This is a genomic window from Enterobacter sp. 301B (assembly GCF_003850715.1).
GTDB classification, from domain to species: Bacteria; Pseudomonadota; Gammaproteobacteria; order Enterobacterales; family Enterobacteriaceae; genus Enterobacter; species Enterobacter intestinihominis.
Genome location: NZ_PQTC01000001.1, coordinates 107,991 through 127,828, shown reverse-complemented (window position 1 = coordinate 127,828; position 19,838 = coordinate 107,991). Strand labels below are relative to the sequence as shown.

Below are 19,838 nucleotides of genomic sequence, written 5' to 3'. Positions count from 1 at the left end.
GGTAAACCCCTTAAAATGGCATTTAAAATACATTTTAAAGTTTAAAAAAAATGCATAACCAAAACCAACGCGTTCTTAACTTACCCGCCGGTTATTTCGGTATGGTTCTGGGTACCATAGGTATGGGGTTCGCCTGGCGTTATGCCGGTACTATCTGGCCTGTGACCCGCTGGCCGGGCGAGATCCTGGTGGCGCTGGCGGTGGCGATCTGGTTCCTGCTGAGCGTGGCGTTTCTTACCCGTGCGGTACGGTTTCCACATAGCGTGCTGGCCGAGATGCGGCATCCGGTAATGAGCAGTTTTGTCAGCCTGTTTCCTGCCACAACGCTACTGGTGGCCATTGGCTTTGTGCCGTGGTGCCGACCGGTGTCGCTGGTGCTGTTTAGCGTAGGCGTGGTGATCCAGCTTGCGTATGCCGCCTGGCAAAGCGCCGGGCTGTGGCGCGGTAAGCATCCGGAAGAGGCCACGACGCCGGGACTGTATCTGCCGACGGTAGCGAACAATTTTATCAGCGCCATGGCCTGCGGTGCGCTGGGTTTCCACGATGCGGGGCTGGTGTTCCTTGGTGCCGGGGTCTTTTCCTGGCTGAGCCTCGAGCCGGTCATTCTGCAACGCCTGCGCAGCGTGGGCGAACTGCCCGCGGCGCTTCGTACTTCGCTCGGGATCCAGCTTGCGCCTGCCCTGGTGGCCTGTAGCGCCTGGTTTAGCGTCAACGGCGGCGAAGCGGACACCTTCGCCAAAATGCTTTTCGGCTATGGTCTGTTGCAACTCCTGTTTATGCTGCGTCTGATGCCGTGGTATCTGTCGCAGCCGTTCAACGTGTCGTTCTGGAGCTTCTCGTTCGGGGTGTCGGCGTTGGCGACCACCGGTTTACATCTGGGGCAGAGCAGTCCGTCAGGGTTCTTTCATGCCCTCGCGGTTCCCCTGTTTATTTTCACCAACGTCATCATCGCGATGCTGCTGGTCCGTACTTTTATCTTGCTGATGCAGGGCAAACTTCTGGTGCGCGCTGATAAGGCACTGCTTATGCAATCTGAGGAAAAATAATGACTGTCGATGAAAACTACTTTACTGAGAAATATGGGCTGACCCGCACGCACTCAGAGGTGCTGCTCAGCGCGGACATTGTTAAGCCGGGAAAAACGCTCGATCTCGGTTGCGGAAATGGCCGTAACAGCCTCTACCTCGCTGCCAACGGCTATGACGTGACGGCGTGGGATAAAAACCCGATGAGCATCGATAACATCGAGCGCATTAAGGCGGCGGAAGGGATCGCGAATCTGCAAACGGCGATAAAGGACCTGAACAACCTGACCTTTGACGGCGAATACGACTTTATTCTTTCCACCGTCGTGTTGATGTTTCTCGAAGCGAAAACCATCCCTGGTCTTATCGCCAATATGCAGCGTTGCACTAAACCAGGCGGCTATAACCTGATCGTTGCCGCCATGGATACGGAGGATTATCCGTGCACCGTCGGCTTCCCGTTTGCCTTCAAAACCGGTGAACTGAGCCACTACTACGAAGGCTGGGAGCTGATCAAGTACAACGAAGAGGTGGGGGAACTCCACCGTACCGATGCCAACGGGAACCGAATCAAGCTGCGCTTCGCCACCATGCTCGCACGCAAGCCCGCTTAACGCGCGGCCAGCAGACAGAGTTGCAGGGCCGTGCGACAGGAGGCCTCGAACGACGACAGCGGTAAAAACTCAAACTTCGAGTGGAAGTTATGGGCGCCGGTGAAGAAGTTCGGGGTGAGCAAGCCTTTGGCTGACAGGGCCGCCCCGTCCGTGCCACCGCGCATGGGGATCGGTTTTGGGGTGATACCGAGCGATTCCATCGCCTCGAACATCAGGTCGATCGCGCGGCGGTCTTCGCCAATCGCATTGCTGATATTGCTGTAGGTATCTTCAATGCGATACTCCACGTTTGCCGTGGGATGCTGCGCAGCAATCCGCGCTGCCACATCGGCAATTTGCTGCTTGCGGGCGGCAAAACCCTCTTTGTCAAAATCACGAATGTTGGCATTCAGCACCGCTTCGTTTTGCCCGGCATGGATGCCGTTAAACCAGATATAACCTTCGCGCCCCTCGGTGCATTCCGGGGTTTGCTGGCGATCGAAATGGCTGATGAAATCCGTTGCCATCAGCAGCGGGTTGACCAGCACCCCTTTGGCGGACATCGGGTGCGCCGTGACGCCGGTAAAGCGAATTTCAGCCGCAGCCGCGTTAAAGTTCTCGTAAACAATTTCCCCCAGCTCGCAGCAGTCGATGGTCCAGGCAAAATCGACGTCGAAGCGCTTCAAATCCAGCGCTTTCGCGCCACAGAGACCAATCTCTTCATCGGGCACAAACGCCACCACAATATCGCCATGCTTATGTTCAGCGGTGAGGTTTTCCAGCACCGTCATGACCACGGTGACGGCCGCTTTATTATCTGCGCCTAATACGCTGGTTCCGTCGCTGAAAATAATCTCCTCATCAGGATAAGCCAGAATTTCCGGGTGCTCATTTACGCGCAACCAAATATCTTTTTCTTTATTCAGGCAGAGATCATCTCCCGTAAAGGTTAATATTTGTGGATGAATATCCGGGGATAAACCGACTTCAACGGTATCGATATGGGTAATAAAACCAATCCGCGGCGCGCCGGGAATATTGCCTTTTTTCACGGCGGTAACGGTGGCGAACTCATCAATCACAATATCGTCTAACCCCAGCGTTTCCAGCTCCTTCGCCAGCTCCCGCGCCATGTCGTGCTGGCCCGGGGTGGAGGGCAGGGTTTTGACTTTCGGGTCGCTCTGGCTGGTGATGGCGAGATAGCGGAAAAAGCGTTGGGTTAATTGTCTGGAGAGTTCTGAGCCCATAGTGTTTCCTTCTGTATTTATTTTTCATGTGTTTGCGCCATCACTTTAATGTTATTTATGAAATGGCAAAAGAAGTAATTAGCCGTCGAATTAAAAAGACAGGAATAAATGATGAAAAGCACATTCACAATGATAACGCTGGCGCTTGCTGCGCTGACGGTCAGTTCCACCGTCGCGGCAAAAACGCTGGTGTATTGCTCCGAAGGATCGCCGGAAAACTTCAATCCTCAGCTCTACACGTCGGGAACCAGCGTGGACGCCAGCGCCGTACCGGTTTATAACCGTCTGGTCGATTTCAAACCGGGCACTACCGAACTGGTGCCGAGCCTGGCGGAAAGCTGGGAGGTGAGCGAGGATGGTAAGGTCTACACCTTCCACCTGCGCAAAGGGGTGAAATTCCACAGTAATAAACTGTTCACGCCGACGCGCGACTTCAACGCGGATGACGTGATTTTCTCGTTTATGCGCCAGAAGGATGTGAATCATCCCTACCATAACGTCTCCAACGGCAGTTATTCCAACTTCGAAAGTCTGGAGTTCGGCAGCCTGATTACCGCCATTGATAAGGTTGACGATCGCACCGTGCGCTTCACCCTGGCGCACCCGGAAGCGCCGTTTGTTGCCGATCTGGCGTGGTATTTTGCCTCCATCCTGTCGGCGGAGTATGCCGATGCCATGCTTAAAGCGGGCACGCCTGAAAAGGTCGATATGCAGCCGATTGGCACCGGGCCGTTTAAGCTGGCGCAATATCAGAAGGATTCCCGCATCCTTTTTACCGCCTTCCTGGACTACTGGCAGGGAAAATCGAAGCTGGATCGTCTGGTGTTCACCATCACGCCGGACGCCTCGGTGCGTTTTGCCAAAGTCGAGAAGAATGAGTGCCAAGTGATGCCGTTCCCAAACCCGGCGGATCTGCCGCGTATGAAGGCTAACAAAGACATCAACCTGATGAGCAAGGACGGTCTGAATACCGGTTTCCTGGCATTTAACACGCAAAAGCCGCCGCTGGATAACGTAAAAGTGCGCCAGGCGCTGGCGATGGCGATTAACAAACCGGCCATCATTGAGGCGGTCTTCCACGGCACCGGCACGGCGGCGAAAAACCTGCTGCCGCCTGGCGTCTGGAGTGCCGACAGCGAGCTGAAAGACTACGATTACGATCCAGAAAAAGCGAAAACGCTGTTAAAGGAGGCGGGATTTGCCAACGGCGTAAGCATCGATCTGTGGGCTATGCCCGTGCAGCGGCCGTATAACCCGAACGCGAAGCGTATGGCTGAAATGATCCAGGCGGACTGGGCGAAAGTAGGCGTGCAGACCAAAATCGTGACCTACGAATGGGGCGAATACCTGAAGCGCGTGAAGGGCGGGGAGCATCAGGCTGCGCTGATGGGCTGGACAACGGCGACGGGCGATCCGGATAACTTCTTCGGACCACTGTTTACCTGTACGTCCGCCAACGGCGGGTCGAACTCGGCCAAATGGTGCTATAAGCCGTTTGATAACCTGATTGCCGAAGCAAAATCGATAACCGATCGCGAAAAACGCGTGGCGCTGTACAAGCAGGCGCAGCAGATGATGCACGATCAAATGCCGGCGGTTATGATTGCCCACTCGACCATTTTTGAGCCAGTCAGAAAAGAGGTCACGGGCTATGAAATCGATCCCTTCGGCAAACATCTGTTCTGGCAGGTAGATATAAAACAGTAATATTTTTCTGCCCGGATCCGGTCCGGGCACTATTTTCACAATTTGTGCCTTCCCCGTCATTTTTTGCCACAACATTTCCCTCTGTTTTTTGTTATAACTTCAAGTGCATACTTGCAGATAACTCGGAACTCCATCATGCGTACTTCCACTTTTTTTAAAGTTGCAGTGCTTTCTGGCCTGTTGGCCCTTTCTGGCTGTGCGTCAAAAGTCGCAGCCCCCGATCAATATTCAGGCTTTTTAAAAGATTACTCTGACTTGCAGGAGATGACATCAGCAACCGGGAAACCAACCTTGCGTTGGGTCGATCCTTCCTATGATCCGGCGAACTACGACAGTATTATCTGGACCCCGATAACCTATTATCCGACACCAAAGCCAACCACACAGCTTGGGCAAAAAACGCTTGATGAATTGTTGAGTTACACCAATAACACACTAAAAAACGCGATTGGCCAGCGTAAGCCAATTGTGACGACGCCGGGCAAACATAGCCTGATCTTCCGCGGCGCCATCACGGGTGTGAGCTCAGAGAAAGAAGGTTTGCAGTTCTATGAAGTGGTGCCCGTCGCGCTGCTGGTTGCGGGTACGCAGATGGCAACTGGCCATCGCACCATGGATACGCATCTTTTCTTTGAAGGTGAGCTGATTGATGCCGCCACGAACAAACCGGTAGTTAAAGTTGTTCGTAAAGGTGAAGGTAAAGAGCTTGCCAACGAGAACACGCCGTTGGGATTCGCCACACTGAAACAGGTTGTGGATGATATGGCGACCGATGCCACCATGTTTGATGTCCATCAGACAGCAAAATAATAAAAACGGCCTGCATCTACGCAGGCCGTTATTTTATGCCGTCAGCAGGCGGCGGAACCAGGTTTCCGGTTTCGTAAACATCACCATATTTCCCCCCAATATCAACAGCAGGCCGACGATCCCGTTGATATGCCACACGTAACCCTCGTACACCGTTGAAATCGACAGCGCCACCAGCGGGAACAGCAGGGTGCTGTACGCGGCCTTACCGGGACCAATGCGGCCTACCAGCGTAAAGTAGGCGCCGAAGGCAATCACCGAGCCAAACAGAGCAAGATAGAGCAGCGCCCCCATATAGCTCACCGTCCATTCCGGCATAAAGCTTTCGCCCCTGAAGAGAGCGATAAGGCCCATCACGACGGTGCCATACAGCATCGCCCAGGCGTTGGTGGTCATGGTTTCCAGCCCGTTTCGCTGATGACGCATGCTGATCATATTCCCCAGCGAGAAGCCGTAGGTGCCAAGGGCGGAAAGCCCGATGCCCGTAGGCAATGACGCGTTCCAGCCGCTGGCGAGCAGATCGTTCCAGAACAGGGTAATGATCCCGATAAGCCCCAGCGCTGCCGCTGTCCAGAAGCGCGCGGGGGGACGCTGGCCGAAGAAGATAAAGCTGTTGATGGCGTTATACAGTACGGCCATCGAGAAAATCACCGACTCAAGTCCGGTATTGATATGGGCGGCGGCGGTATAAAAGCACCAGAAGTTGAAACAGAAAACGCAGCAACCCTGAAGCATGCAATAGAGATGATCCCGCAGCGCCAGCCTGCGCAGGCGACGAAGGGCGACCAGGACGATCATCATCGTGGCGCTGGCCACGGCGAAGCGCCAGAAAATGGAGACCGGCGCTGCAACCGGCCCCTGTTGTAAAAAAATGGCGATCCAGGTCGTGCCCCAGATAACAACAACCAGCCCATAGAGTAATGCGTTCATGGTGTCTCTCTTCTCATACCGCGAAAAACAACAGTGTGGCGAAAGAAGGGGGCCCCGGCTTTCATCGCCTTGCGCCGGACTTGCAAATTCTTGCGCTTTTTTCTCGCACAATGGCTGGTAACAGGCTGCAACACTTCTTAGACTGACAGTCTGATTAATCACCTGTTTACGGCCATGTCTCTCGTTTACGACACCTTTGAAACGTTACGCCAAAAAAATGCAGTGCTGCGGGAAACCGTCGCGCTCAATACTGGCATTCAACTGGCGGCGTGGTACAACAAGCACGACACGATCACCGTGAAAAGCAACCATCACACCCTTAGCCTGTACGTGGCGGATGGCTATGAAAGCTATCAAAAAACGCCGGGTGGCTGGAAAAATGGCGGCGGGCCGGACCGTTTTTGTCTGATGCCGGAAGAGAGCGAATCCACATGGGATATTCGTGATGACCTGTCGTTCGTGCACCTCTACTGCACCGATGAACACCTGCGGGACGTGGGGGAGAAAATCTGGGATAAACGACCGCTATCGCTGACGCTGGAGGAAAAAATCTTCGGCAGCGATCCGAAAATCACCGCCCTTTATCGCCAGTTTTTGCTCGGCTGCGACTGGCAGCAAAACGCCAATCAGCTCAACCTGAGCACTGCGTCGACCTTATTGCTGACGCATTTGGTCCAGCACTATTCCAGCGTCCAGTGGAAGTTACCGGTGGTGACCGGCGGGCTATCGCCGTTTGTGCTGCGCAACGTGCTGGCCTTTATCGAGGAAAATCTGGCGCAACCCTTAACGCTGGCGGAACTGGCGGGCCAGGCCGCACTCAGTGAGTATCACTTTGCGCGGATGTTCCGCCAGTCGATGGGGCTGGCGCCGCATCAGTACGTCATGCAGCGCCGAATGGAGAAGGCCAAAGCGCTGATTCAGCACACGACCACGCCGCTCACCGACATCGCGCTGGCCTGCGGATTTAACTCCGCCAGCCATTTCAGTAACCGTTTTCGCAGCATGACCGGCATCACGCCGTCACAGCTACGCGCGGCGAAGGCGTGAGAAGACAGCGTAACAGATCCCACCCAGCACCAGCCCCCAGAAAGCGGAGCCAATTCCCAGGAGCGTGACGCCGCTGGCGGTCATCAGGAAGGTGACGATCGCCGCGTCGCGCTCTGCTTCATGATTCAGTGCCTGATACAAACTCCCGCTGATAGTGCCGAGCAGGGCCAGCCCGGCCAGCGTCTGGATGCCGCTCAGCGGCAGGGCGGCCATCAGCCCCGAAATCGACCCGCCGAACACCCCCGCCAGCAGATAAAACCCGCCTGCGGCCGCCGCTGCCAGCCAGCGTTTACTGGCATCCGGGTGGGCGTCCGGACTCTGGCAGATGGCGGCGGTGATGGCGGCGATACAGATGGAATAGACGCCGAAGGGGGACAACAGAAGCGCCAGCCCGCCGGTGGCAACGATCAGCGGTGAGACCGCCAGCGGATAGCCCGATGCCTGCATGGTGGCGAAGCCGGGCGCATTCTGCGATGCCATGGTCACCAGGAAGAAGGGTAAGCCGACGCTGATCAGGCTGGTGAAGGTGAACGCAGGGGCAATGAATTCCGGCATGATCACCGATAACGTCATTTTATTCGTGACAACGTCACCTCCAGCCCAGGCCACGAACACCCCCACCAGCAGCGTGGCGACAATGGCGTACCGGGGCGCTACGGCTTTAGCCACCAGCCAGGCGACCAGCATACTGCCGCAAAGAAGCACGTGTCCCTCAAGATTGCTAAATGCCTTCAGGCCAAACTGTAAAAGCACGCCTGCCAGCATAGCGGCGGCAAGCGAGTGCGGGATCAGTTTCATCAACCGGGCAAACAGGCCAGTGATGCCGCACAGCAGAATCAGCGCATTCGCAAATATAAATACCCCTATGGTTTCCGCCAGCGTCACGCCTTGCAGGCTGGTGGCGAGCAGCGCCGCGCCAGGAGTCGACCAGGCGGTCAGCACCGGGGCTTTATACCACCACGACAATGCAAGCGTGCTGATCCCCATCCCGAGCCCCAGCGCGGTCATCCATCCGGCGATTTGCTGTGTACTGGCGCCCGCCGCCGCAGCCGCCTGCCAGATAATGGCGGCAGAGCTGGCGTAGCCCACCAGAACGGCAACAAAACCAGCCAGCACGGCAGGAAAGAGAGAGGCAGTCGATCGCATGTGAACTCCGTTGTGCGTTATAACGTCCGGGATAAGGTATCACTGTGCGCTATAGCGTACAAGTGGTATGCTTTGCTGCAACGGGAGGAACTATGGATATCACTCAACACCTGGCAACCACACTGAAAGCGCTGCGTCAGGCGCGGGGCTGGAGCCTGTCGAAACTGGCGGAAGAGACGGGCGTGTCGAAAGCGATGCTTGGGCAAATCGAACGCAATGAGTCCAGCCCGACGGTCTCAACCTTGTGGAAAATTGCCACCGGGCTGAACGTACCTTTTTCGGCGTTTATCACTCCAGAGAGCGAACCGCAGGCGGTGTTCGATCCGCAGCAGCAGGCGATGGTGGTGAAACCGCTTTTCCCCTGGGATGAACAGCTTAAGTTCGACCATTTCTCCATCACCCTGTCGCCCGGCGCGCTGAGTGAGTCCACGCCGCACGAAGCCGGGGTGATTGAACACGTGGTGGTGATAAGCGGTGAGCTGGATATGCATATCGACGGTGTCTGGCGCACTCTATACGCTGATTCAGGCGTGCGTTTTGTCGGCGATAAACCGCACGCGTACCGTAACAGCAGCACTCGGACGGTGCATTTTCACTCTCTGATCCATTATCCCCGCTAAAGCGTTGCAAAACGGTTTCACTGGCACAGACTTCTGACTACAATAGCCGCCATTTTGACCATAACGGATAACGACGAAGTATGCGCCTGCACCCCCATCATCTTGAACTGCTAAGCCCGGCCCGCGACGCCGCCATTGCCCGTGAAGCCATTCTTCACGGTGCGGATGCCGTCTACATTGGCGGCCCAGGCTTTGGTGCCCGTCATAACGCCAGCAATAGCCTGCGCGACATTGCCGAACTGGTACCGTTCGCCCACCGTTTCGGGGCGAAGGTGTTCGTGACCCTGAACACCATTCTTCATGATGATGAGCTGGAGCCCGCGCAGCGTCTAATTACCGATCTTTACCAGACCGGCGTTGACGCTCTGATCGTTCAGGATATGGGTGTTCTGGAACTGGATATCCCGCCAATTGAGCTGCACGCCAGCACCCAGTGCGATATCCGCACCGTTGAGAAGGCGAAGTTTCTTTCAGACGTCGGGTTTACGCAGATTGTTCTGGCGCGCGAGCTGAACCTGAACCAGATCCGCGATATCCACCAGGCCACCGACGCGACCATTGAATTCTTTATCCACGGTGCGCTTTGCGTGGCCTATTCCGGGCAGTGTAATATCTCTCACGCCCAGACGGGGCGCAGCGCTAACCGCGGCGACTGCTCTCAGGCCTGCCGTCTGCCGTATACCCTGAAAGACGATCAGGGCCGCGTGGTGGCATTCGAAAAACACCTGCTGTCGATGAAAGATAACGATCAGACGGCAAACCTCGGCGCGCTGATCGATGCCGGCGTACGCTCCTTCAAAATTGAAGGCCGCTACAAGGACATGAGCTACGTGAAAAATATCACCGCCCATTATCGTCAGATGCTGGATGCCATCATCGAGGATCGCGGTGACCTGGCGCGCGCGTCCGCCGGTCGTACAGAGCATTTCTTTATTCCATCGACGGACAAAACGTTCCACCGCGGCAGTACGGATTATTTCGTTAATGCGCGCAAAGGGGATATTGGCGCGTTCGATTCACCGAAGTTTATTGGTCTGCCGGTGGGTGAAGTGCTGAAAGTGGCGAAGGATCATCTTGACGTTCAGGTTACAGAGCCGCTGGCGAACGGCGATGGCCTCAACGTGATGATCAAACGTGAAGTGGTTGGTTTTCGCGCCAATACGGTGGAGAAAACCGGCGAAAATCGTTATCGCGTCTGGCCGAACGAAATGCCTGCCGACCTTTACAAAGCCCGCCCGAATGCGGCGCTGAACCGTAACCTGGATCACAACTGGCAGCAGGCCTTGCTCAAGACCTCCAGCGAGCGTCGCATTGCGGTGGATATCGCGCTGGGTGGCTGGGAAGAGCAGCTGATCCTGACCATGACCTGCGAAGACGGCATCAGCGTGACGCATACGCTCGACGGCCTGTTCGAGGTGGCGAACAATGCGGAGAAAGCGCTCAGCAACCTCAAGGATGGCGTAGCGAAGCTCGGGCAGACCATTTATTATGCGCGCAATATTGAGGTGAATCTGCCGGATGCGCTGTTCGTGCCGAACAGCCTGCTGAACCAGTTCCGCCGTGAAACGGCTGAGATGCTGGATGAAGCACGCCTGGCAAACTATCCGCGCGGCAGTCGTAAGGCCGAAGCGGTGCCTGCGCCGGTCTACCCGGACACGCATCTCTCTTTCCTTGCGAACGTTTACAACCACAAAGCGCGTGCGTTTTACCATCGTCACGGCGTGCAGTTGATTGACGCCGCGTATGAAGCGCATGAAGAGAAGGGCGATGTGCCGGTGATGATCACCAAACACTGCCTGCGGTTTGCCTTTAACCTTTGTCCGAAACAGGCGAAAGGGAATATTAAAAGCTGGAAAGCGACGCCGATGCAGCTGGTGAATGGCGATGAAGTACTGACGCTGAAGTTTGACTGCCGTCCGTGTGAAATGCACGTTATCGGCAAGATGAAGAATCACATCTTCAAAATGCCGTCTCCGGGCAGCATTGTGGCCTCCGTCAGCCCTGACGATTTGATGAAGACCCTGCCGAAGCGTAAAGGCAGCTAACCCGCAGAGTGGGTATCCGGTTTGCGCGATTTCTGCCAGGCATGGTGCTCGCGCAACCCCTCCGCAGACTCCTCTGCCGCGCTGCGTAACTCGTCGCTGTCAGCTTCATGACGAAGCTGATGGTCGGCGTTTTTCACATACACAAATTCATGCCCTTTGTGCTCCGCCATAATCTGCCCCGAGAACAGTGCACTAATCAGCAGCAGTAGCGAAAAGCCTTTTCTGAACATCTTTTACCCCCGAAAATACGCTACGGTCATCGTAGGGATAATTTCATAGAGTAATTATTCGACTCTTTAAATTTGAGAAAATAGACTGTCAAAAATTGTGGTCGCCATAAAACTCACTTAAGACTATTCTTAAAAGCAATATCGCCGTTGTAAACTCCCATTTCTGGTATGAAAAGAGAAGCTAGATTTATTGGGAAATCATTTACAATAAGATTTTTCTGGCTAAGGATTGGATCGAATAAATGAAAAAAATAATCGTGCTATCACTTCTGGGCGTAGTGGTTGCGGTGGGTGCTGCGGCCAGCATCTATTCAAATGAAGAACCAGAATATATTCAGTCAGCAAAAAGCCGTGTCGGATCGTATTTAACCAGCGATTACGGACGTGTCGAATGTAATAGCACCCAGGTAAGTGAAGATCGCTGGGAGCTGGGCTGTACCAATAAGGCGAGGGGCAAAACCTTCCAGTTCGCTGTTTACCCATCCGAGCAGGCGCCGTATGGGGTCTCTCGTGCGTTTTATCTCGAAGCGATTAATGATGATGCCCGCCAGAGTGCAGAGCAGGGGCTGATGCGTTATCTGCAAATTAATACCAAAGCGGGTTAATCGATTCGTTTATGCTTCGTTGAGGCTCACAGTGGTAGATTGCAGGTGATCCACATCCCGGTATGGAATACCGGAGCGTAGATACCAAAATACAAATCTATCCATGCAAGCATTTACCGCCAGATTATGGCGGTTTTTTTTTGCCCGTTTATCGTACCGGTAAAAATTGTTTGCGATATTGCGCGGGTGAAAGCGCATATTGCTGCCGGAAATGGTGGCGCAGCGTGGCACTTTGTCCAAATCCGGTTTGTTCCGCAATATTGTCGATGCTGAGCCGACTGTTTTCGAGATAATCTTTTGCCCGCTGCAATCGCGCAGTCAATAACCAGCGCGCGGGCGTTGTTCCGGTCGCGTCCTGGAAACGGCGCAGAAAGGTGCGCTGACTCATACCCACCCGCAGGGCCAGCGATTCGACGGTATGGGAAACAGCCGGATGCTGGTGAAGATAATCAAACAGCTGGCCGAGGCGCTGGCTCTCCCGCAACTGAGCCACCGGTCGGCTAAGCTGCTGGGTTTGCGAGCCGTCCCGATGGGGCGGGATCACCAGCCGACGCGCCACGCGGTTTGCCACTTCCATACCGTAATTCCGGCGCACCACGTGCAGGCACAGATCAATCCCCGCGGCGCTTCCGGCGGAAGTGAGAATATCGCCTTCGTCCTGGTAGAGCACATCTTCGACCACGGTAATGGCGGGATAGCGTGTTTTCAGCGCTTGCGTATAGCGCCAGTGGGTGGTCGCCTTCCGCCCGTCAAGCAGGCCTGAGGCTGCCAGAACGAAAACGCCAGAACAGATCGAGAGTAGCTGGCAGCCGCGGGCATGCGCCGCGCGGAGCGCCTGGCAGAGCGCTTCGGGTACGGGTTCGTCCAGCCCTCGCCAGCCGGGAACGACAACCAGATCCGCCGTCTCCAGCAGACCCAGATCGCCATCGGCCAGAATACGGATCCCGCCCGTTGCCCGGAGTTCGCCATCATCCACGCTCGCCACGGCAAACTGATACCAGTCATCGCCCATCTCCGGGCGCGGCAAGCCAAAGATTTCTACCGCCACGCCAAACTCAAAGGTACATAAACCGTCATATGCCAGCACGACCGCGCGCGGCGAGGGATGTCTTAAGTTTGTCATCTTTTTGCTGTTTTCTGGCATAGGCGGACGCATTCATGGGCTGAGTTAAGGGATAGAGTAGTGTTAACACAAACACCACAAATGAGGAAGATTCATGAGCTATGTTACTGAATTTCCGGCTGCTGAGCCGCAGGAAGCTGCGGGACATTTTCTGCGTCGTCTGAGTGTCGAGACGGACTGCGCCGATGTCCATCACGCGGTATCCGGCGGTGAGCAGGACTTTGTTCTGCTGCACGTTGTCGGAAAGCCTGAACATTTTGCCCGGCGGCATCTGCCCGGCGCGCTGCATTTACCCTGGAGCCAGATCACCGCAGAGCGGATGAAAGCGTGGCCGGAGGGCACGCTGTTTGTCGTCTATTGTGCAGGCCCGCACTGCAACGGGGCGGACAGGGCGGCGCTGAAGCTGGCGCGTCTGGGTCTGCCGGTTAAGATTATGCTCGGGGGCATGACCGGCTGGGAAGATGAGCGGTTCGCGTTTGCAGGATCTTCATCACCCGCTCTGTGAACATGAATTTATTTCAACACAGATGAAATTTTCTCGTTTGTCGGCGGCGAGCCGGTATGACATCTTTTCAGGACGTTTAGACATCCAGAAGTCTAAAGATTCAAGAGATGAATTATCACTGTGGGCAATTAACGCCGACAGACAGAGGAGATTTCCATGCAGCGACACCATGCCCCGTACCGCGCCGATGTAGTCGGCAGTTTTTTACGCCCGGATGCCATTAAACAGGCCCGTCTGCAATTTGCCAGCGGTGAAATCGATGCCGGGCAGCTTCGCGCGGTTGAGGACGAGGCCATTCGTCATGTTGTCGAGCAGCAGTGCGCCTGCGGTCTGCATGTGGTAACGGACGGTGAATTCCGCCGCGCCTGGTGGCACTTTGACTTTTTTGACGGGCTACAGGGCGTGGAGCGTTATGATTCCCAGCAGGGCATTCAGTTCAACGGGGTGCAGACTAAAGCCCATGGCGTGCGCGTAACGGGCAAACTGGGCTTCGGCGATCATCCTATGCTGGAAGATTTCCGCTACCTCAAAAGCATTAGCGGTAATGCACAGCCGAAGATGACCATTCCGAGCCCGAGCGTGCTGCACTTCCGCGGTGGCCGCAAGGATATTGATGCTACGGTCTACCCGGATCTGAAGGATTACTTTGACGATCTGGCGACCACCTGGCGCGATGCCATTCGGGCCTTTTACGATGCAGGCTGCCGCTATCTGCAGCTGGATGACACCGTCTGGGCCTATCTTTGTTCGGAGGACCAGCGCCGCCAGATCCGCGAGCGCGGTGACGATGCAGACGAACTTGCCCGGACCTATGCCCGGGTGCTGAATAAGGCGCTGGAGGGCAAACCGGACGATCTGACCGTCGGGCTGCACGTCTGCCGCGGCAACTTCCGCTCAACCTGGATTTCCGAGGGCGGCTATGAGCCGGTGGCGGAGGTGCTGTTCGGCACCGTGAACGTCGACGCGTTCTTCCTGGAGTACGACAACGACCGTAGCGGGGACTTCGCGCCACTGCGTTTTGTGCGCCCGGGTAAACAGCAGGTGGTTCTGGGGCTGATCACCACCAAACACGGTGAACTGGAGAACCCGCAAGGGGTGAAAGCGCGTCTGGAAGAGGCTGCGCGCTACGTGGCGAAAGAGCAGATTTGCCTCAGCCCGCAGTGCGGATTTGCTTCTACGGAAGAGGGTAACAGCCTGAGCGAAGCCCAGCAGTGGGATAAAGTTCGCCTGGTGACGCAAATCGCCAGCGACGTCTGGTAACGCCGTTTACAGCGCTGCATTATTACAGTGCAGCGCTGTACCATTCTGAGTCGTTTCCCGTCACTCCTCTCTTCGATCCCTTTAAAATCCTGTCTCTGCAACCTGGCACTGTTTTTGCTCTCCTGAAACTGGCGTTACTTTTTTCTGCGTCCGGCGGTAACGGACGTCTTCGCACAGCTTTCTTTTCAGGAGTGAAAATATGCACCGTCGTACCTTTATTAAAGCGTTCACCTTGTCCGCCTCCGTCATCGCCATGGGAATGAGCTTTGGCGTCCAGGCCGCAGAGACCATTAAAGTCGGGATTATGCACTCTCTCTCCGGCACGATGGCCATTTCAGAAACGCCCCTGAAAGATGTCGCCCTGATGACCATCGATGAAATCAACGCTAAAGGCGGCGTGCTCGGGAAAAAGCTGGAGCCGGTGGTGGTTGACCCGGCATCCAACTGGCCGCTGTTTGCCGAAAAGGCCCGCCAGCTTCTGAGCCAGGATAAGGTCGCCGTGGTGTTTGGCTGCTGGACCTCCGTATCGCGTAAATCGGTTCTGCCGGTTTTTGAGGAGCTGAACGGTTTGCTGTTCTATCCGGTGCAGTATGAAGGTGAAGAGATGTCACCTAACGTCTTCTATACCGGCGCGGCGCCTAACCAGCAGGCGATCCCGGCGGTGGAGTACCTGATGAGCGAGGACGGCGGCAGCGCGAAGCGATTCTTCCTGCTGGGTACGGACTACGTTTACCCGCGCACTACTAACAAGATCCTGCGCGCCTTCCTGCACTCGAAAGGCGTTGAAGATAAAGATATTGAAGAGGTCTACACCCCATTTGGACATAGCGATTACCAGACCATCGTCGCCAGTATCAAAAAGTTCTCCACAGGCGGCAAAACGGCAGTGGTCTCCACCATCAACGGTGATTCCAACGTGCCTTTATATAAAGAACTGGCGAACCAGGGGCTGAAAGCCACAGACGTGCCGGTGGTGGCGTTCTCGGTGGGCGAGGAAGAACTTCGCGGCATTGATACCAAACCGCTGGTGGGTAACCTGGCGGCGTGGAACTACTTTGAATCCGTCGACAACCCGACCAACCAGTCCTTTGTCGCGGCTTACAAAGCCTACGCGAAAGCCCATAAGCTGCCGAATGCCGATACCGTGGTCACCAACGATCCGATGGAAGCGACTTACGTTGGCCTGCATATGTGGGCGCAGGCGGTTGAAAAAGCGGGAACAACCGACGTGGACAAAGTGCGCGCGGCAATGGCGGGCCAGTCGTTCAACGCGCCGTCCGGCTTTACGCTGACCATGGACGCCACCAACCACCACCTGCATAAGCCCGTCATGATTGGTGAAATTGAAGGCAACGGCCAGTTCAACGTCGTCTGGCAAACCGAACAGCCGGTACGCGCTCAGCCGTGGAGCCCGTTTATCGCCGGGAATGACAAAAAGCCTGACCAGCCGATGAAAACCGCCAGCAACTAAGCCACCACCAGGGAGAGACGTCATGAACGCCATACGCATGATGATTGCGATTGTGTGGCTTACCGGACTGCTGCCAGGGATGGCGCAGGCATCGGATGCCGATGATTTCGTTGCCGCTAGCCGCAGCCAGCAAACCGCCATGCTGACCCGCTGGGCAGCCACGCCGGAACCTGCACGTTTGCCGCTGCTTAAGGCGCTGCAACAGGAGAACCTTTATACCGACAGCCAGAAGAAGGCATTTACCCGCATCGACGGCGAAATGGTTGCCCTGGGCGCGGCAAAAAGCGCTGAAGGCACGACCAAAGCCGTGCGGCTGACCAACCGACTGCGCGTGTTAACCGTCACGGCGCTGGCGACGCATCAGCTTGTCAGTGACAGTGTCACCGAAAGGCGTCATGCCGCGCGGCAACTTCAGCGTGACGCCCGGCCGGATATGCTCGGCTTTCTGCAACAGCGGGCCAGTAGCGAAACGGACGACGTCACCCGACAGTCGCTGATGCTGGCGCTGGCAAACCTCCAGCTGACGAGCCCACAGGCTGAAGTACGGCTCAAGGCTGTTGAGCTGTTGGGACAGTCTGACGATCCGGACGTGCAGGCCACGCTGACGCCGTTCACCCAAACGCAAACCGAGCCGGACGCACGGGTACGTGCCGCCGCCGCTGAGAGCCTGGAGCGTATTCAGCACCGGCTGATGTGGGGCGAACTGCTGGGGCAGGCCTTCATGGGCCTGTCGTTGGGGTCGGTACTTTTGCTGGCCGCGCTCGGGCTGGCTATCACCTATGGTCTGCTGGGGGTGATAAACATGGCTCACGGTGAAATGCTGATGCTCGGGGCGTATGCCACCTGGATGGTGCAGCAGGTAATGGCGCAGTGGATGCCTCAGTGGCTGGCGCTTTATCCGGTGGTGGCGCTGCCGGTGGCGTTTTGCCTGACCGCAGGCATCGGGATGGTGCTGGAGCGCACGGTGATCCGCCATCTTTATGGCCGCCCGCTGGAAACCCTGCTCGCCACCTGGGGGATAAGCCTGATGCTTATCCAGCTGGTCCGCATGACCTTTGGCGCTCAGAACCTTGAGGTCGCTAACCCGGCATGGCTGTCCGGCGGGGTGCAGGTTTTCGCCAACCTGACGCTGCCCTGGAACCGTATTGTGGTGCTCGGCTTTGTACTGCTGGTGCTGTTCTTCACCTGGCTCATTCTGAACAAAACGCGTCTGGGTCTCAACGTGCGGGCGGTGACGCAAAACCGCAGCATGGCGGCCTGCTGCGGCGTTCCCACCGGACGGGTAGATATGCTGGCATTTGGCCTCGGGTCCGGCATTGCCGGGTTGGGCGGCGTGGCGTTGTCCCAGCTGGGGAACGTGGGGCCGGAGCTGGGCCAGGGATACATCATCGATTCGTTCCTGGTGGTGGTGCTCGGCGGCGTCGGCCAGCTGGCCGGTAGCGTCGCGGCGGCCTTTGGTCTGGGGATCTTCAATAAAATTCTTGAACCGCAGATGGGCGCCGTGCTGGGCAAGATCCTGATTCTGGTGGCGATCATTCTGTTTATCCAGAAACGTCCGCAGGGGTTATTCGCACTTAAAGGGAGGGTGACAGACTGATGAGCCAGCCATTGACCTTAACACTGGCGCGCAGGGCACCGCGCACCGCGCAAATCTTCGGCAGTCTGCTGGTTGCGGCGCTGCTGGTGCTGCCTTTTCTCGCGCTGTTACCCGCCACCCATCCGCTGGCCGTTTCGACGTGGATGTTGACGCTTATCGGCAAGATCCTCTGCTACGCAATTGTCGCCGTGGCCCTCGATCTGGTCTGGGGCTATGCCGGTATGCTCTCGCTGGGGCACGGCATATTCTTCGCCCTGGGCGGCTATGCGATGGGCATGTACCTGATGCGCCAGGCGGCCGGGGACGGGCTGCCCGCGTTTATGTCGTTTCTCTCGTGGAGCGAACTGCCCTGGTTCTGGTGGGGAACGCAGCATTTTGCCTGGGCGCTGGTGTTAATCGTGACGATCCCCGGCCTGCTGGCGCTGGTCTTCGGCTGGTTTGCTTTCCGCTCGAAGATCAAAGGGGTCTATTTCTCCATCATGACCCAGGCGCTGACCTATGCGGGCATGCTGCTGTTCTTTCGCAACGAAACCGGCTTTGGCGGCAATAACGGCTTTACCGGCTTTACCACGCTGCTCGGGTTTTCCGTTACGGCGACTACCACGCGGATCGCGCTGTTTCTCGCAACGGTCATGCTGCTGCTTCTGGCCCTGGGCACAGGCTACGCCCTGGCGAAGAGTAAATTTGGCCGCATTTTAACGGCGGTGCGCGATGCGGAAAACCGTCTGACGTTCTGCGGCTACGATCCGCGCGGCTTCAAGCTGCTGGTCTGGACGCTTTCCGCCGTGCTGTGTGGCCTGGCGGGAGCGCTGTACGTTCCGCAGGTGGGCATTATCAACCCGGGTGAAATGTCGCCGACCAACTCGATTGAAGCGGCCATCTGGGTGGCGCTGGGCGGGCGCGGCACCCTGGTAGGCCCGGTGATTGGTGCGGCGCTGGTCAATGGTGCGAAGAGCTTTTTCACCGTGGCGATGCCGGAGTACTGGCAACTGTTTCTTGGGCTGATTTTCATCGCCGTGACGCTCTTTTTACCGCGCGGCGTGTTCGGTCTGTTTCGTAAGGGAGAGAATTAATGCAGCCCTCTGAAGGACTCTTTACCCGCCAGCTACCGGGCGATCGTTACCGTGAGCAGACCGATCCGGTGTTACAGCTTGAGGCCATTAACGTCAGTTTCGATGGTTTTCAGGCGTTGACCGATCTCTCACTTAATATCGGCGTCGGTGAATTGCGCTGCATCATTGGCCCTAACGGCGCCGGTAAAACTACGCTGATGGACGTGATCACCGGCAAAACCCGGCCAAAAAGCGGGAAGGCTATTTACGATCAGTCCATCGATCTGACAGCCCTTGAACCGGCGGCCATTGCCCGTCAGGGCATTGGCCGTAAGTTCCAGAAACCGACCGTGTTTGAAGCGCTGACCGTAGGGGAAAACCTCGAAATCGCCATGAAAGCCGACAGGTCCGTCTGGGCGAGCCTGCGGGCAACACTCAGCGGCGAGCAGCGCGACCGCATTGACGAGATGTTGGTTTTGCTGCGGCTTGGCAGCGAGCGCGATCGCCGCGCCGGGCTGCTTTCCCACGGGCAGAAGCAGTTTCTGGAGATCGGCATGCTGCTGGTGCAGGATCCGCATCTGTTGCTGCTGGACGAACCCGCCGCCGGTATGACCGACGCAGAGACGGAATACACAGCCGAGCTGTTCCGAACTCTGGCAGGCAAGCATTCGCTGATGGTGGTTGAGCACGATATGGGCTTCGTCGAGACCATCGCCGACCACGTCACGGTGCTGCATCAGGGGCGCGTACTGGCCGAAGGCTCGCTTCGCGAGGTACAGGCCAATGAGCAGGTGATCGACGTCTATCTGGGACGCTAAGGAGAGG

General features: G+C 56.5%; 19 protein-coding genes. 14 read left to right on the top strand and 5 right to left on the bottom strand.

The features are described from left to right. Nucleotides 1-50: 50 nt before the first annotated feature. Together tehA and tehB are read left to right on the top strand one after the other, a co-directional pair. The gene (gene tehA, locus C3451_RS00620; protein WP_045622772.1) at nt 51-1,046 is read left to right on the top strand and encodes a dicarboxylate transporter/tellurite-resistance protein TehA; all 996 of its coding nucleotides are present in this window, start codon (nt 51-53) and stop codon (nt 1,044-1,046) included. Beyond that, on the top strand, nt 1,046-1,639 hold the full coding sequence (tehB, locus tag C3451_RS00615) for a tellurite resistance methyltransferase TehB (protein ID WP_023300079.1): 594 nt from the start codon (nt 1,046-1,048) through the stop codon (nt 1,637-1,639). Before tehA ends, tehB begins: the two co-directional genes overlap by 1 nt. Here tehB and pepT read toward each other — a convergent pair. Beyond that, nucleotides 1,636-2,865 (bottom strand): peptidase T, encoded by a 1,230-nt coding sequence (pepT, locus tag C3451_RS00610; protein ID WP_045622770.1) that lies wholly within the window; start codon nt 2,863-2,865, stop codon nt 1,636-1,638. The genes tehB and pepT overlap by 4 nt on opposite strands. 111 nt (nt 2,866-2,976) lie before the next feature. On the opposite strand from pepT, the gene C3451_RS00605 reads away from it, so the two are divergent. Both C3451_RS00605 and C3451_RS00600 read left to right on the top strand, forming a co-directional pair. After that, on the top strand, nt 2,977-4,572 hold the full coding sequence (locus C3451_RS00605) for an ABC transporter substrate-binding protein (RefSeq protein WP_045622768.1): 1,596 nt from the start codon (nt 2,977-2,979) through the stop codon (nt 4,570-4,572). 135 nt (nt 4,573-4,707) lie between these two features. Further along, nucleotides 4,708-5,382 (top strand): DUF3313 domain-containing protein, encoded by a 675-nt coding sequence (locus tag C3451_RS00600; RefSeq protein WP_022648086.1) that lies wholly within the window; start codon nt 4,708-4,710, stop codon nt 5,380-5,382. A 33-nt stretch (nt 5,383-5,415) separates the two neighbouring features. Here the strand turns inward: C3451_RS00600 and C3451_RS00595 are convergent, their stop codons facing one another. Next, nucleotides 5,416-6,312, bottom strand: coding sequence for an EamA family transporter (locus C3451_RS00595; protein WP_063139085.1), 897 nt, complete (start codon nt 6,310-6,312; stop codon nt 5,416-5,418). Nucleotides 6,313-6,486: 174 nt separating this feature from the next. Between C3451_RS00595 and C3451_RS00590 the strand changes: the two genes are divergently transcribed. Next, nucleotides 6,487-7,359, top strand: coding sequence for an AraC family transcriptional regulator (locus tag C3451_RS00590; RefSeq protein ID WP_124304193.1), 873 nt, complete (start codon nt 6,487-6,489; stop codon nt 7,357-7,359). On the opposite strand, the gene C3451_RS00585 is transcribed toward C3451_RS00590, so the two are convergent. Then, nucleotides 7,339-8,505, bottom strand: a complete 1,167-nt coding sequence (locus C3451_RS00585; protein WP_045622764.1) for a benzoate/H(+) symporter BenE family transporter — start codon at nt 8,503-8,505, stop codon at nt 7,339-7,341. The genes C3451_RS00590 and C3451_RS00585 overlap by 21 nt on opposite strands. Nucleotides 8,506-8,597: 92 nt before the next feature. Between C3451_RS00585 and C3451_RS00580 the strand changes: the two genes are divergently transcribed. Together C3451_RS00580 and C3451_RS00575 are read left to right on the top strand one after the other, a co-directional pair. Continuing rightward, on the top strand, nt 8,598-9,125 hold the full coding sequence (locus C3451_RS00580) for an XRE family transcriptional regulator (RefSeq protein WP_045622763.1): 528 nt from the start codon (nt 8,598-8,600) through the stop codon (nt 9,123-9,125). A gap of 80 nt (nt 9,126-9,205) precedes the next feature. Continuing rightward, nucleotides 9,206-11,170, top strand: coding sequence for a U32 family peptidase (locus C3451_RS00575; RefSeq protein WP_045622761.1), 1,965 nt, complete (start codon nt 9,206-9,208; stop codon nt 11,168-11,170). Here C3451_RS00575 and C3451_RS00570 read toward each other — a convergent pair. Further along, the gene (locus tag C3451_RS00570) at nt 11,167-11,400 is read right to left on the bottom strand and encodes a DUF2554 family protein (protein ID WP_023300086.1); all 234 of its coding nucleotides are present in this window, start codon (nt 11,398-11,400) and stop codon (nt 11,167-11,169) included. The two genes, C3451_RS00575 and C3451_RS00570, sit on opposite strands and share 4 nt — an antisense overlap. Before the next feature lie 242 nt (nt 11,401-11,642). On the opposite strand from C3451_RS00570, the gene C3451_RS00565 reads away from it, so the two are divergent. Beyond that, nucleotides 11,643-12,005 (top strand): hypothetical protein, encoded by a 363-nt coding sequence (locus C3451_RS00565; RefSeq protein ID WP_015570547.1) that lies wholly within the window; start codon nt 11,643-11,645, stop codon nt 12,003-12,005. A 148-nt stretch (nt 12,006-12,153) separates the two neighbouring features. On the opposite strand, the gene ftrA is transcribed toward C3451_RS00565, so the two are convergent. After that, complete coding sequence (ftrA, locus tag C3451_RS00560) at nt 12,154-13,149, bottom strand: transcriptional regulator FtrA (protein ID WP_045622760.1); 996 nt, start codon at nt 13,147-13,149, stop codon at nt 12,154-12,156. 73 nt (nt 13,150-13,222) lie between these two features. Between ftrA and C3451_RS00555 the strand changes: the two genes are divergently transcribed. The 6 genes from C3451_RS00555 to urtD all read left to right on the top strand — a co-directional run bounded on the left by C3451_RS00555 (nt 13,223) and on the right by urtD (nt 19,831). After that, nucleotides 13,223-13,633, top strand: a complete 411-nt coding sequence (locus C3451_RS00555) for a rhodanese-like domain-containing protein (RefSeq protein ID WP_045622758.1) — start codon at nt 13,223-13,225, stop codon at nt 13,631-13,633. Nucleotides 13,634-13,789: 156 nt separating this feature from the next. Beyond that, nucleotides 13,790-14,893, top strand: coding sequence for a cobalamin-independent methionine synthase II family protein (locus C3451_RS00550; RefSeq protein WP_045622756.1), 1,104 nt, complete (start codon nt 13,790-13,792; stop codon nt 14,891-14,893). Between the two features lie 199 nt (nt 14,894-15,092). Beyond that, complete coding sequence (urtA, locus tag C3451_RS00545) at nt 15,093-16,364, top strand: urea ABC transporter substrate-binding protein (RefSeq protein ID WP_045622754.1); 1,272 nt, start codon at nt 15,093-15,095, stop codon at nt 16,362-16,364. A 22-nt stretch (nt 16,365-16,386) separates the two neighbouring features. Further along, a complete protein-coding gene (gene urtB, locus C3451_RS00540) occupies nt 16,387-17,961 on the top strand; it encodes an urea ABC transporter permease subunit UrtB (RefSeq protein ID WP_023306185.1) in 1,575 nt (524 codons plus the stop codon). Continuing rightward, on the top strand, nt 17,961-19,034 hold the full coding sequence (urtC, locus tag C3451_RS00535; RefSeq protein WP_045622751.1) for an urea ABC transporter permease subunit UrtC: 1,074 nt from the start codon (nt 17,961-17,963) through the stop codon (nt 19,032-19,034). Before urtB ends, urtC begins: the two co-directional genes overlap by 1 nt. Continuing rightward, nucleotides 19,034-19,831: an urea ABC transporter ATP-binding protein UrtD gene (gene urtD / locus C3451_RS00530; protein WP_015570541.1), complete on the top strand. Its 798-nt coding sequence runs from the start codon at nt 19,034-19,036 to the stop codon at nt 19,829-19,831. Before urtC ends, urtD begins: the two co-directional genes overlap by 1 nt. Nucleotides 19,832-19,838 lie beyond the last annotated feature (7 nt).